The 11,828-nt window shown below is 70.4% G+C and carries 14 protein-coding genes; 8 read left to right on the top strand and 6 right to left on the bottom strand.

All coding sequences use genetic code 11. The features are described from left to right. Nucleotides 1-264 precede the first annotated feature (264 nt). Nucleotides 265-537 (top strand): DUF3253 domain-containing protein, encoded by a 273-nt coding sequence (locus ACN6LD_RS26070; RefSeq protein WP_319192861.1) that lies wholly within the window; start codon nucleotides 265-267, stop codon nucleotides 535-537. Nucleotides 538-824: 287 nt separating this feature from the next. Here ACN6LD_RS26070 and ACN6LD_RS26065 read toward each other — a convergent pair whose 3' ends face one another. Further along, entirely contained in the window at nucleotides 825-1,274 is a 450-nt protein-coding gene (locus ACN6LD_RS26065) for a spore-associated protein (protein WP_319192860.1), read from the bottom strand. A gap of 266 nt (nucleotides 1,275-1,540) precedes the next feature. Here ACN6LD_RS26065 and ACN6LD_RS26060 point away from each other — a divergent pair, with 266 nt between their 5' ends. Beyond that, the gene (locus ACN6LD_RS26060) at nucleotides 1,541-2,167 is read left to right on the top strand and encodes a class I SAM-dependent methyltransferase (RefSeq protein WP_445044427.1); all 627 of its coding nucleotides are present in this window, start codon (nucleotides 1,541-1,543) and stop codon (nucleotides 2,165-2,167) included. Between the two features lie 102 nt (nucleotides 2,168-2,269). Continuing rightward, nucleotides 2,270-3,214: a hypothetical protein gene (locus ACN6LD_RS26055; protein ID WP_445044426.1), complete on the top strand. Its 945-nt coding sequence runs from the start codon at nucleotides 2,270-2,272 to the stop codon at nucleotides 3,212-3,214. Here ACN6LD_RS26055 and ACN6LD_RS26050 read toward each other — a convergent pair. Beyond that, nucleotides 3,168-4,223 (bottom strand): AEC family transporter, encoded by a 1,056-nt coding sequence (locus ACN6LD_RS26050; protein ID WP_445044425.1) that lies wholly within the window; start codon nucleotides 4,221-4,223, stop codon nucleotides 3,168-3,170. The two genes, ACN6LD_RS26055 and ACN6LD_RS26050, sit on opposite strands and share 47 nt — an antisense overlap. A gap of 175 nt (nucleotides 4,224-4,398) precedes the next feature. Between ACN6LD_RS26050 and ACN6LD_RS26045 the strand changes: the two genes are divergently transcribed. Next, complete coding sequence (locus tag ACN6LD_RS26045; protein WP_319192856.1) at nucleotides 4,399-4,650, top strand: hypothetical protein; 252 nt, start codon at nucleotides 4,399-4,401, stop codon at nucleotides 4,648-4,650. A gap of 332 nt (nucleotides 4,651-4,982) precedes the next feature. On the opposite strand, the gene ACN6LD_RS26040 is transcribed toward ACN6LD_RS26045, so the two are convergent. Next, nucleotides 4,983-5,993, bottom strand: coding sequence for a L,D-transpeptidase (locus ACN6LD_RS26040; RefSeq protein WP_319192855.1), 1,011 nt, complete (start codon nucleotides 5,991-5,993; stop codon nucleotides 4,983-4,985). 335 nt (nucleotides 5,994-6,328) lie between these two features. Here ACN6LD_RS26040 and ACN6LD_RS26035 point away from each other — a divergent pair, with 335 nt between their 5' ends. After that, on the top strand, nucleotides 6,329-7,120 hold the full coding sequence (locus ACN6LD_RS26035) for a GNAT family N-acetyltransferase (protein WP_319192854.1): 792 nt from the start codon (nucleotides 6,329-6,331) through the stop codon (nucleotides 7,118-7,120). Further along, nucleotides 7,117-7,341, top strand: a complete 225-nt coding sequence (gene infA / locus ACN6LD_RS26030) for a translation initiation factor IF-1 (protein WP_057577150.1) — start codon at nucleotides 7,117-7,119, stop codon at nucleotides 7,339-7,341. Before ACN6LD_RS26035 ends, infA begins: the two co-directional genes overlap by 4 nt. A gap of 135 nt (nucleotides 7,342-7,476) precedes the next feature. Here infA and ACN6LD_RS26025 read toward each other — a convergent pair whose 3' ends face one another. Continuing rightward, nucleotides 7,477-8,091 (bottom strand): dihydrofolate reductase family protein, encoded by a 615-nt coding sequence (locus tag ACN6LD_RS26025; RefSeq protein ID WP_445044424.1) that lies wholly within the window; start codon nucleotides 8,089-8,091, stop codon nucleotides 7,477-7,479. A 345-nt stretch (nucleotides 8,092-8,436) separates the two neighbouring features. Here ACN6LD_RS26025 and ACN6LD_RS26020 point away from each other — a divergent pair, with 345 nt between their 5' ends. Continuing rightward, the gene (locus ACN6LD_RS26020) at nucleotides 8,437-9,348 is read left to right on the top strand and encodes an SGNH/GDSL hydrolase family protein (RefSeq protein WP_319192851.1); all 912 of its coding nucleotides are present in this window, start codon (nucleotides 8,437-8,439) and stop codon (nucleotides 9,346-9,348) included. A 154-nt stretch (nucleotides 9,349-9,502) separates the two neighbouring features. Here the strand turns inward: ACN6LD_RS26020 and ACN6LD_RS26015 are convergent, their stop codons facing one another. Next, nucleotides 9,503-9,820 (bottom strand): hypothetical protein, encoded by a 318-nt coding sequence (locus ACN6LD_RS26015; protein WP_319192849.1) that lies wholly within the window; start codon nucleotides 9,818-9,820, stop codon nucleotides 9,503-9,505. A 407-nt stretch (nucleotides 9,821-10,227) separates the two neighbouring features. Here ACN6LD_RS26015 and solA point away from each other — a divergent pair, with 407 nt between their 5' ends. Beyond that, nucleotides 10,228-11,382: an N-methyl-L-tryptophan oxidase gene (gene solA, locus ACN6LD_RS26010; protein WP_445044428.1), complete on the top strand. Its 1,155-nt coding sequence runs from the start codon at nucleotides 10,228-10,230 to the stop codon at nucleotides 11,380-11,382. 38 nt (nucleotides 11,383-11,420) lie between these two features. On the opposite strand, the gene ACN6LD_RS26005 is transcribed toward solA, so the two are convergent. Further along, the gene (locus tag ACN6LD_RS26005; protein ID WP_319192848.1) at nucleotides 11,421-11,825 is read right to left on the bottom strand and encodes a hypothetical protein; all 405 of its coding nucleotides are present in this window, start codon (nucleotides 11,823-11,825) and stop codon (nucleotides 11,421-11,423) included. Nucleotides 11,826-11,828: the final 3 nt, after the last annotated feature.

The raw sequence follows: 11,828 nt of genomic DNA, 5'->3' as shown, positions 1-11,828 counted from the left end.
AAAACCCACACCCAGGCACTCCTGAGACTCGCCCGCCAACGCATCAGCGTCCTGTTCGCCATGCTCCGAGACGGCACCTTCTATGAGTCCCGCACCCCCGCCATCACCCTCGCCGCATGACCATCCCAAACAGCACCAAACCCGGCACTACGTCCTTGACGAAAGACATAGAGACACCCCCCCGCCCCGACGGATCACTTCACGGCCGTCTGCCGCGCGGGTCCGCCGCTGTCCTGCTGCGCGCCGGCGGCGGACAATGGCGGTATGGCGGACATCGAACGGCACAACGGCCGCCGTCTCGAGCGGGCGATCATGGAGCTGCTGGAGCGCCGCGGTCCCACGGCCTCCATCTGCCCCTCCGACGCCGCGCGGGCTGTGCACGAAGGGGACGACGACGGCTGGCGCGCGCTCATGGAACCGGCCCGTCGTGCGGCCCGGCGGCTGGTCGAGGCCGGCGAGGTGGAGATCACGCAGGCCGGCCGCCCCGTCGAGCCGGCAGAGGCCCGCGGCCCGATCCGCATCAGGCGCACCCGCTGACGGACAGCGGTCACGGATTCCGGGCGCACCCGTCGGGCCGGTCCGCGTCGAGCGCGAGCTCGGCACGGAGCCGTCCTACGGGCGCGCCCGCCACCGAGGATCCGGGGTGCGGATCATGTGTGCCGTCCCGGCGGAACCGCGTGCTTTCCGCCAGTGCCGAGCCGAGCCGACACCACCTCCTGTGCGGCCTGCGGCATGTCGTCGTCCCGTCGACCGTGGACGGTCGTTTCCCGCAGGACGGGGCGGACGGCACACCGGCCGTTGCGGCCGGGCAGGAGGAGCGGGTGTCAGCGGGTGTAGGTGACCCGGTGCTCCCGCAGGGAGCCGCAGTTGGAGCCGGACACCTGGACGTACACGTTCTTGATGTAGCCGCCCCAGTCGACGCACTGGCCCTTGCCGTAGATGTACGTCGGACCCGCGTAGGACGTGTACGTCCCGTAGTCACCGTCGCTGTTGTCGGTGGCGGGGACGTAGATCCACGCGGACATGTCCACGGCGGTGCCGGGGTTGCTGCGGATGGTCGTGACGCAGTTCTTTCCGTTGGAGGCGTTGTACGTCAGGTAGACGGTGCCCAGCGAGCCGACGGGCGCGGAGTTCACGGTCTTGTAGCTGCTTCCGCAGACCTTCTGCGGTGTGGTGTTGGGTGCGGCGGAGGCGGGTGCCGCGAGAGCGGTCGTGGCCCCCAGCGACAGAGCCGCCAGAGCCGTGGCGCCCAGCATGGAGTGAGTGAAGCGCATTTTTCCCCCTTGTGATCTTACGAGTTGGTTACTCCTGCCTTATGTGACCCGCGGGGCATCTGGATGGTTGTGCCGGGTTAGCTGGGGTTTTCAGCCATAACTCGCGGCGCAATAGGCTGAATTGGGACGCAACCGGAGGCGCTCGCGGCAGTCGGGCCGCCGATCGCGCGTCGAGACGCCGAGGACCGCCTCGAGGAAGAAGAATGCGCGGTGGCACGGTTCTCTCAGCGCCGATCACCTCGGCTCCACCGGAAGGCACGCAGACCATGAGCAGCCAGGACGACCGTTGGGCGAAGCTGACAGGCGGGCAGGCCGGAGAGGAGTACGCCCGGAGGTTTGCGCGGTTGGCCGAGTCAGGCCAGGACGTCCATGGCGAGGCCGCCTTCTGCGACGCGTTGCTGCAGCCTGCCGCCCGAGTGCTCGACGCCGGCTGCGGCACCGGACGGATCGCCATCCGACTGAGCCGGTTGGGTCACCGTTGCACGGGCGTGGACGTCGACGTCTCGATGCTCGCCGTCGCCCGCCGTGACGCCCCGGAACAGGAATGGCTCCACGGCGACCTGGCGTATCTGGACGGCCTCGGCCTGGAAGCCGGCTTCGACCTGGCGCTCGCGGCCGGAAACGTCATCCCCCTGCTGGCCCCCGGCACCGAACCGGCCGTCGTGCGGCAGCTCGCCGCCGTACTGCGCTCCGGCGGACTGCTGATCACCGGAATGGGGCTGGACGCGGAGCACCTGCCGCTGCCCGAACCGACGGTGACGCTGGAGGAGTTCGACGACTGGTGCGCACAGGCAGGACTGACGCTGCGGCAGCGTTTCGCCACCTGGTCCGGCGACCCCTACCGTCCTGGCGGCGGCTACGCCGTCAGCGTGCATGCCCGCCCCGTCGCCTGAACCGCGTTCCCTCCGGGCCCCGGCGTATCGTCGCGCCGGGCGATGCGGAGTTCATCGGCCGTCTGCCGCAAGCCGGGGGACTTCCCGGCTAACCTGCGAGGCGTGGACCACCCCCTTCGCTCCCCGCAGATGATCACCCGGCTCGTCGACGGACGCATCTGCGCCTACGACCTGGCGGCCGGCGGCCGGGGCGTGCTGTCGCCGGTCCTGGTCTGCCCGCCCTGCGCCGACGGGGACGTCGTCGACCACGCCGTCGCCGCGGGTCTTGCGCGCGTCTACTGCACGACGCTCGACGCGGTCGTCTGCACCACGGCAGAGGGGGACGAGGTCTGGCGGTCGCACTTCGAGCCACGGTCGGCCCAGCGGCACGGGCACCGGCCCAGTTGTGTGCTGTCGTCGAACGGACTCGTGCTGTGGGTGTACCGGCCCGACGCCATGGCCGGCCGCAACCGTCCAGACCAGTGGGTGGCTCTGGACGCCGAGACCGGCGCGGTCGTCGCACAGGCCGATCTGCAGACCGTCGGGCACGGGGGGCGGCAACTGCTGCATCCGGCGGGCGACGAGGTCCTCCTCGACGTGGGCGAAGGGCAGGACGGCTCCGTCATGTACCGCGCGTCGCTGGCCGGGGCCGAGATGAATCTCGTCGGCTATCCGTGGGCGGACCGGTGCCTCATCGCGCTGTCGCCCGACGGACACCACTTCATGACCGTCGACCACGAGCAGACCGACGTCGCCGTTCACGCCCACCCCGGCGGTGAGGTGAGGTTCGCTCTGTCCGTCGACGCCTTCGGACACGACCCCGACGAGGTCCACGTGGAATGGAGCGGCGGCTATCTGAGCCCGGACACCGTCGTCGTCACCCTCGGCGGCGAGACCGAGGACGAGGAGGAGTGGTTCCGTCACTACCTCGTGGACGCGCGCTCCGGCCAGGTGCGGTCCGAGTTCGACGCACGCACGGACAACCCCTACGACCTTCTGCCTCTCGGGGACGGATCCTGGCTCACCACGGACGTCTCCGGCCACCCGGTCCGCTGGACCTGCTCGTAGGGGCGGTCCGCAGCCGAACCGGACGAACAGCGTCTCCCGAACGCCCGCCATTGCCGGCTGTGGGCTGCCGACTGTGGGTGATTCCGCTTCCTCCCAACAGCGCCGCGACGGTGATCAGGGCGGGGACCGACAGGAGGGTCGACAACAAGATCGACTCACGGGCGAGTTGCTCGGCGACCCGGTACTCGGAGGCGTAGGTGTAGAGATTCTGGGCGGCGGGCAGAGCGGCGACCACGACGACGTCGAGCAGGGCGTCGCCGCGGAGTCGGAACACGGCGGCGGCGAGAGCCCAGGCGATGAGGGGCTGGACGACGGTCTTGATGGCGGCGGAGAGCCAGATCGCCGGACGGTTGTCGCCCCGGGCGGGCAGGCCGCTGCCGCAGAGCGAGATGCCGAAGGCCAGCAGCACCGCCGGGACGGACATGTTTCCGACGAGGGTGAGGGGTTCGAGGGCGGGGCGGGGGAGGGGCAGGCCCGTGGCGGCCATGGTCACTCCCGCGAGTGTGCCGACCGCCATCGGGTTGCGGAAGGGAGTGGTCAGCCGTCGCGCCAGGGTCTGGCGTTCGCCGGGCCGGGTCAGGTCGAGGACGGTCAGCGCGAGCGGGGTGATGACGATCTGCTGGAAGAGCAGGACCGGCGCGACGAGAGACGCGTCGCCCAGCACGTAGACGGCGATCGGGATGCCGAGGTTGGCGGCGTTGACATAGCTGGAGCACAGGGCGCCGATGGTGAGTTGGCCCGCCCGCCAGCCGTTGCGCAGGCCGATCGCGGCGAAGAGGACGGCCGCCGCAGAGGTGCTGATGGCGGTGACGAGCAGCCGCGTCGACAGCAGGATCGACAGATCGGAGCGCGCAAGGGTGGTGAAGAGCAGACAGGGGGTGGCGACACCGAAGGCGAGCCTGGTCAGGACGTGCCGGCCCTCGTCGCCCAGGTACCCGCGAAGGCCGATGACGTATCCGGCGCCCACGACGACGGCGATCACCATGAAGCCGTTGAGAACGCCCAACATCCCTTTCCCCGCCCGCCTTCACGTGCCCGCCTTCACGTGCCCGTCGTCACCAGTGCCGGCCGCCGACCTGACGCCAGTACGGCGCTCCGCCTTCCCTGGAGGGCACGATCTCGCCGTCCTCTTCCCCGTGTCACCCCAGTAGCGAAGGCGTCCGCGGAATTCGCGGGCGGCGCCCATGCACGCCGACAGGCGACGGATCCGCTCGTCGACGTCGAACGCCCTCGATCCCTGGATCTTTCACGCGAAGGTACTTGACGGCCCGTGGAGGGTCCTTGCCGTCGTCCTGGCCCGCATCGGCGTCCTCTTCGGGGACGAGCACCCAACGGGCGCGGTGCACCGGTCGGGTGAGTTCGGACTCGTCCGACCCGTGCGGCGCGACCTCGAATCCTCCCAGGGGAGCGCCCTGGTCGAGCAGTTCCCGCAGTAGGGCGAACGGGACGGGCGGGCACAGCTCGACGGTTCCCTCACGATCCAGGGGTACTCATGGTCGCTCCGCCGCGGTCGCGTGGTGCGATGGGGGATCGCCGCAGGCTTTGCCGCTCCCGGGGTCGCGCCCCTCCTCGGAGTCGTCCGTGGAGCCAGTACCCTTTCCGCCGTCCACCGGGCCGGTTCCTCGCAGGTCGTCCCGGCGGGTCCGGCGGTGGGCCGTGAAGGCGCGTCGTTCATGATCCCGAGATCATCGTCATGGCGACGACAATGAAAGGGCGCGTGTCCGGGCGACGCGGGGAGCACGGTCTGCGTCGCCGCGGACGCCGGCGGTCAGGCGCCAGACGCGGGCGCGGCGGCGCCCACCGCGGTCGTGCCCTCTCCGGAGGCGCTGCCGGCGAGCCACTGGTCCCATCCCAGGTTGAAGTCCGCGTACCCGTTGTCCGCCGAGGCCTTGGCGCGGGGAGAGCCGGTGATGGTGACCGGATCACCCTGCTTGACCTGGTCGTAGAACCACTTGGCGTCCGACAGGGACAGGTGGACACAGCCGTGCGAGCCGCGGGCACTGCCACCGCCCGGATTCGGGTCGCCCGTCGAATAGTGCACATAGGTGCCGGACTGGGTCAGGTGGACGTCCCAGGGCAGCGTCAGATCGTAGAAGTTGGGGCTCCCCTTGTCGCAGCTGATGCCGACGCTGCAGGAGGTCATGTGGACCTTCTCCTGCTTGTCGATGACGGCCATCGTGCCGTTCCACGTCGGATACTGGGCGCTTCCCGCGTTGATCGACAGGTTGCGCAGGGTGCTGCCGTTGCGGGTCACCTTCATGGTGTGGCCGGTCACCGAGACGTCCGCGCGCACGTCGTCGCCGATCTTGAAGGTGTGCGTGTAACTGCGCACGCCGAAACGTCCGTTGCCGTTGCCGACGCCGTTCATATCGGCGTTGATCTCCACTGTCGTCCCGGAGGGCCAGTACTCCTTGGGGCGCCAGTCGGCGCGCTTGTCGCCGAACCAGTGCCAGGCGCCCACCACGGGTTGCGAGGTGCTCACCTTCATGTGCTTCTCGACCGCGGCCCGTGCCTTGGCCGCCACCGGATTCGTGAAGACGACCGAGATCGGCATGGCCACGCCGACCGTGGTTCCCGTCTGCGGGGTGATCGTCTCCAGCAGCATCGGCGGACCCGCGGGCTTCTTCGGAGAGGGCGAGGAACTCACGCTCGGGCCTCCCGACGCCTTGGCGTCGCCGCCGCCCGCCTTGTCGCTTCCGCCCCCGCCGCAGGCGCTCGCGCCCACCAGCATCACACCCGTGACCAGTGCGATCCCTATGCCGCTCTTGCGCCGTCCCACGACTTGCCCCGCTCTCTCGTCCTCGGCCCTGACAGGCCCGACGCATGGTGAGACAGTCGCGGCGTGGTCCCCAGTTGCACGTGCCGCGTAAAACCTGTCCCAAGATCCGGCGCGGGCCCGTCCGAAAAGCGGAGCCGCGATCGGGCGGGAAAAGGGTTTGAGCGAGGCGGCGACCCGCTGCTACGTTCGCGGTGGACCGTGAGACCGTCGTATGGAGGTGAGACCCGTGAACACAGTTACCCATGGGTGCTCCCTCAACCCGTCACGGTCCGGCGGCTGACGTTCGGTGTCGCCAGGAGCGCCTGAGATCGAGGCACTTCTGGAGGGAGACTCCGATGAACACAAAGCCTTTCACATCCGGCCTGGGCGAGAACGCGGTGATGATCACGCGCGTCGCTGAACGGCAATGGCATGCACTGGATGACGACCTGGTGGTCGGCCGTGGGCATGCCGGGCACCGGCCCGACGGACGCTTGTTCGTCAGCGTCGACGCCTGGCACGGGGCCGTGTTCGACCGGCTCGTCGAGGTGATGCTGGCGGAACTGCCGGCGCCGCTGTACACGGTGGTCGACGAGGCCGACGACGAGCTGACGGCCGGCTGGCGGCGTGCCGGGTTCACGGTCCGCCGCCGCGAGTGGGAGTACGTCGTGCCGACCGACCCGCGGGTCACCGGGCTCGAAGCGGTCCTGCCGCCTCCGGGCGTGACGATCGTGCCCGCCGGACAGGCGGACGAACGTCTGCTGCGGGCGGCGGACCGGGCGATCCGTGACGAGGTCGAGGCGGCCGTCGGATGGCAGTCGATGCCTGCGGAGGTCGTCCACCACCCCGAAGGCGACACCATCGGCGACCCGTCGAAGTACGCGGTGGCCGCGGCGCCGGACCGCTATCTGGGGCTGATCCGGGTGGTGACGGCGATCCGGCCGCGCATCGGGCTGGTCGCGGTCCGGGCCGCAGAGCGGCGCCGCGGCATCGCGCGGGCGCTGTTGGCCCACGCGCTGGAGACGCAGCACCGCTCCGGATTCACCGCGGCCTGGACCGAGGTCCACGAGTCCAACGGGGCAGCCTCGGCGCTGTTCGAGGGCGTCGGCGCCCGAACGGTGAGCAGCAACCTGGAGTTGGTCCGATGACGAAGAACAAGAACGTCATCGAAGTCGAGGGCAAGATCGTCGAGTGCCTTCGCAGCGCCATGTTCACCGTGGAGCTGGACAACGGCCATCAGGTGCTCGCGCACATCAGCGGGAAGATCCGCAAGAACTACATCAAGATCCTGCTGGAGGACCGGGTGCTGGTCGAGCTCCCGCCGTACGACCTGACACGCGGCCGGATCGTGTTCCGGTACCGGAACTAGGGCGTGTTTCGCGGCAGCTGATGGCGAGCCCCCGGTCGCGGCGTTTCCGTGACCGGGGGCCGTCGACGACGGGCCCTTGGGGACTGCCTCCCCGGACCAGGTCCGGGGCCGGGGGAGGCGCCGGTCAGGAGGACGTCACAGGACGTCGTAGGTCAGGTGCGTCGCGGTCGACGTCGACTTCACGCTCTTCTGTACCAGCGTGCGGGGAGCTCCACCGGTGGACAACGGTGTCCCGGCGCCCAGGACGACGGGTGCGAGGTGGAGTGTCAGCATGTCGACCAGCCCTGCGTCGAGCGCCGAGCCGATGAGGGCGCCACCGCCCATGAGCACGACGTCCAGGTCCCTTCCGCTGCGCCGGGACGCCGCCTCGGCGCGCTCGCGCGCAGCGTGGACGGCGTCGGACAGACCGGTGGTGACGAACGTCCAGTCGAGGTCGGTGAGCCGCACCGAGTCCGGCGGTGAGCTCGTCACGACGACGAAGGCGGGCTTGCCGACCTCGCCGGCGCCGTAGCCGGTGGTGTCGTCCCAGCCCTCCGGCCCGTCGACCAGGTCGAAGAGCCGCCGGCCGAGGATGACGGCGCCCGAGCGGGCGGTCCCCTCGCGCAGATGCCGGCGGTCGTCGGGGTCGTCGGAGAAGGCCCATGTGTGCAGGGCCTCGCCGCCGGTGCCCAGACCGTTGTGCGGGCCGGGGTCGGGCCCGGTGACGAAGCCGTCCACGGAGACCGAGATGTCGGCGATGATGCGAGTCATACAGGGCAGACCCGATGCGCCGCCCGGACTCATCGCTCACCTCCGGGGAAACGGGGTCCGTCCTCCTGGCGCAGGGCGGAAGAGCATCCGGGCGAGGGCGACGCCCGTCCGGCCGCATGGGCCAGTACACGATTTCCCGGTCTGTCCGCGACCTCGCCGCTTTCGTCGGCCGTCCGGGCGAAGGGAAGGTCGACATCCGCGTGATCACGAGTGAACACCCCTGTTTGTTTCGTTCCTGGTGCTGGCCCCCACGGCCTACTCGGCGGTATACAAGCCTGGCCGGACGGAACGTCGGCCGTCCGGACGGCGTCGCCGGCGGGCGTGGGTGACGAGGGGGGAGACTCGATGCAGCACGACGTGCGTACGGGGAGAACGGCCGGTCGTGGCAGAAAGGGCGTCACCTTGCTCGCGGCGCTGGGCAGCTGCGCCCTGGTGGCCGCCTCCGCGGCACCCGTCGCGGCGCACGATGGGAAAGGCGAGACGAGGTACGTCGCGCTCGGCGACTCCTACACCTCCGGCCCTCTCATCCCCCGGCAGGTGGACGCCTACTGCGCCCGCTCCGACCACAACTACCCGTCCATCGTGGCCGGCCGGCTGCGGGCTGCCGTCCTGAACGACGTCAGCTGTGGCGGGGCCACGACCGAGAACATGTGGAAGCCGCAGGGAACCAAGGCTCCTCAGCTCGACGCGGTGGGCCGCAACAGTGACATCGTGTCCGTCCAGATCGGCGGCAACGACATCGGCTTCGGCTCCATCATCGGCACCTGCGCCCAGCTGGCCCCGCAGGATCCCGGTGGCAACCCCTGCCAGCGCCACTACAGCGCCTCGGGCGTGGACCAGCTCACCGTGGCGATCGCCAAGACCGCTCCCAAGGTCGCCCGGGTGCTGCAGGCCGTGCACGACAGGGCGCCGCATGCCCGCGTCCTCGTCGTCGGCTACCCGGACCTGCTGCCCGACGACGGCAGCGGCTGCGCACCTTCGGTGCCGTTCGCGACGCGCGACTTCCCCTACCTGCGGGACACCGGCAAGCGCCTCAACCTGATGCTGCGTCTGGTGGCGCGCTGGAACGGCGCTCAGTACGTCGACACCTACGGTCCGACCGTCGGCCACGACATGTGCAAGCCCGCGGCCCAGCGGTGGGTCGAGCCGCTGCAGCCCGCCTCGCCCGCAGCACCCGCACACCCCAACGCCAAGGGTGAGCAGGCCATGGCGGGAGCGGTGCTCGAGCGCCTGTCGCACCGGCACGGCGGTCGCTGACCGGGAGGGCGGCGCAGGGCGGCAGGCAGGCCCCGGAGCGTGGCGTGCCCCCGGGTCCGATCGGTCTCCGCCCTCTGCGCCGCCCCGTGATTTCCGTACCGAACGCGCGTCATCGGCCCGGGTCGAGCCGCCTCGCGTCATCCCGTGGGGACGGCTACACCTCGGAGTCGATGCCGGTGACGACGGCCGGTCCGAGCGGCGCACTGGTCTCGTCGAGCCCCGCGTCGTGCAGGGCCGAGTTCGCGAGCCGGCGGGCGTCCTCCTCGGCGTGCGGGGCGCTGTCCGCCTCGACGGCGAGCCGGATGGTGAACGTGTCGTCCTCGTTCACGGTGAGAGGGTCGAGGTCCTGCGCGTCTCCCATCCGTGTGTGATGCGGATCGGAGGGGCGCAGGGCACGGCCCAGGCGCGTCCGGGTGTCGTCCCCGACGGTGGTGGTGAAGGTGCCGGGCACGGTGATCACGTACGTCGTCATGGTGTTCCCTTCTCCGCTTTCCCCTGCGCCTACCCCGTCGCGCCGCGGACACGATCTCCGGGTGGTCGCCGCCGTCCCCGGTGACCGGGGGAGTCTCCGTGATCTACGATTATCGTCGATAGGACGATAATGCGGGAAGGCCGCACGTGCGGGGACTGGTCGCTGAACGGGACCTGCATGTCGAGGGAGTTGATCGACATGCACTGTTCATGCAGGGCGGATTCCTGGAGCAGGGATTCGAGAAGGAAGCCGCACAGCTCGATCTGCGCATCTGGCGTCCCGCCTCCTCCCGCACCGTCTGACCTCCGCGCCCTGCGCGTGATAGTTGTGAGATGTTCGGGCTCCGTCAGGCCGCCGCGGACTTTCCGATGCGCATCCGATGCGCATCCGAGCGCCGGGAGGCGATGGTGTCCCGTACCTACGACGTCATCGTGCTGGGTCTGGGTGGCATGGGCAGCTCTGCCGCGTACCACCTCGGCCGGCGCGGTGAGAGGGTCCTCGGCCTGGAACGCTTCGGGCCCGCCCACGCTCTCGGCGCCAGCCACGGCGGTTCGCGCATCTATCGGCAGGGCTACGCCGAGGGCGCGGCGTACGTGCCGTTGCTGTTGCGCGCCCAAGAGCTGTGGGACCGGCTGGCCGCGGAGTCGGGGCGCGACGTGTTCACTCCTACCGGGGGCCTCGTCATCGGGCCGCAGGACAGTCGCATGGTCGCCGGCAGCGTCCGCAGCGCCGAGGCGTGGGGCCTGGACCACGAGGTCCTCGACAGCGCGGACATCCGTCGGCGCTTTCCCACCTTCTCCCCGGCCGCAGACGAGGTGGCCTTCTACGAGCGCGGGGCGGGCGTGGTCCGGCCCGAACTCACGGTCCGCGCCCATCTCGACCTGGCCGCTGCCGGCGGTGCCGAGCTGCGTTTCGAGGAGCCGGCTTCGAGGTGGGAGATCGACGCCCACGGCGGGGCCCGGGTCGTCACCTCCCGCGGGACGTACGTCGCGGACCGGCTGGTCATCGCGCCCGGCGCGTGGGCGCCCCGGCTGCTGGCGGACATCGGCGTCCCGGTGCGTGTGGAACGTCGCGCCATGTACTGGTTCGCCCCACGCGGCGGGACCGCGCCCTTCGCTCCGGACCGCCACCCCGTGTACGTGTGGGAGGACCGCGCCGGCACCGACATCTACGGCTTCCCCGCCCTGGACGGACCGGACGGCGGCGCCAAGGTCGCCTTCCACGACAAGGGCGCCGCCGCCGATCCCGACCGGCTGGACCGGGAGATCCACCCGCAGGAGGTGGAGGCGATGCGCGCGTATCTGCGCCCGCGCATCCCCGCGCTGGCCGGCCCCTTCGTCAAGGGAGCCGCCTGCACCTACTCACTGACTCCGGACGAGCACTTCGTGCTGTCCACCCACCCCGCCCATCCCCAGGTGACCGTCGCCTGCGGGTTCTCGGGTCACGGCTTCAAATTCGTCCCGGTGGTCGGGGAGATCATCGCCGACCTCGCCATGACCGGCACCACAGCCCACCCCGTCGAACTCTTCGACGCCCGGCGCAGCCGTGCCGCATCCGACTGAGGCGTCCTTGGCCGGAGAGGGGATCGGCGGACGCGTTCTCAGCAGTGCCGCAGCCCGTACCTGCTCGGGTCGGCGTCGAACCAACTGGGGGTGAACACCCAGTCGGCCGGCACATAACCCTCCCTGCCCTCGCTGATCCAGTCGGGCACCGTGCGGTACCAGGTGGTGTTCCCACCGCCGTGCAGTCCGCCCGTCGACCAGCAGGTGAAGTAGCTGAACGTCGACTTCAGCAGGCCGTTGAAGGGGCTTTCGTGGAACGGCTGCAGCCGGGTCGGTGCGTCTCCGCGGTTCCCGCACCACAGCAGGCCGTCGTGGGCCCGCACGCCGCACTCGGCGGCCGCTGCCGCAGGAGCCGCCTGTGCGGAAGGTGCGGCCAGCGTGCCGGCCAGCACAGTGGCCAGCGCGGTGGTGATCATGGCTGCCTTGACGTGTTTTTGGAACATGGT

This window comes from Streptomyces sp. SAS_272 (assembly GCF_052543235.1).
Note: the sequence above shows the minus strand (reverse complement) of the source record. Positions and strands in the feature narration are given on the sequence as shown.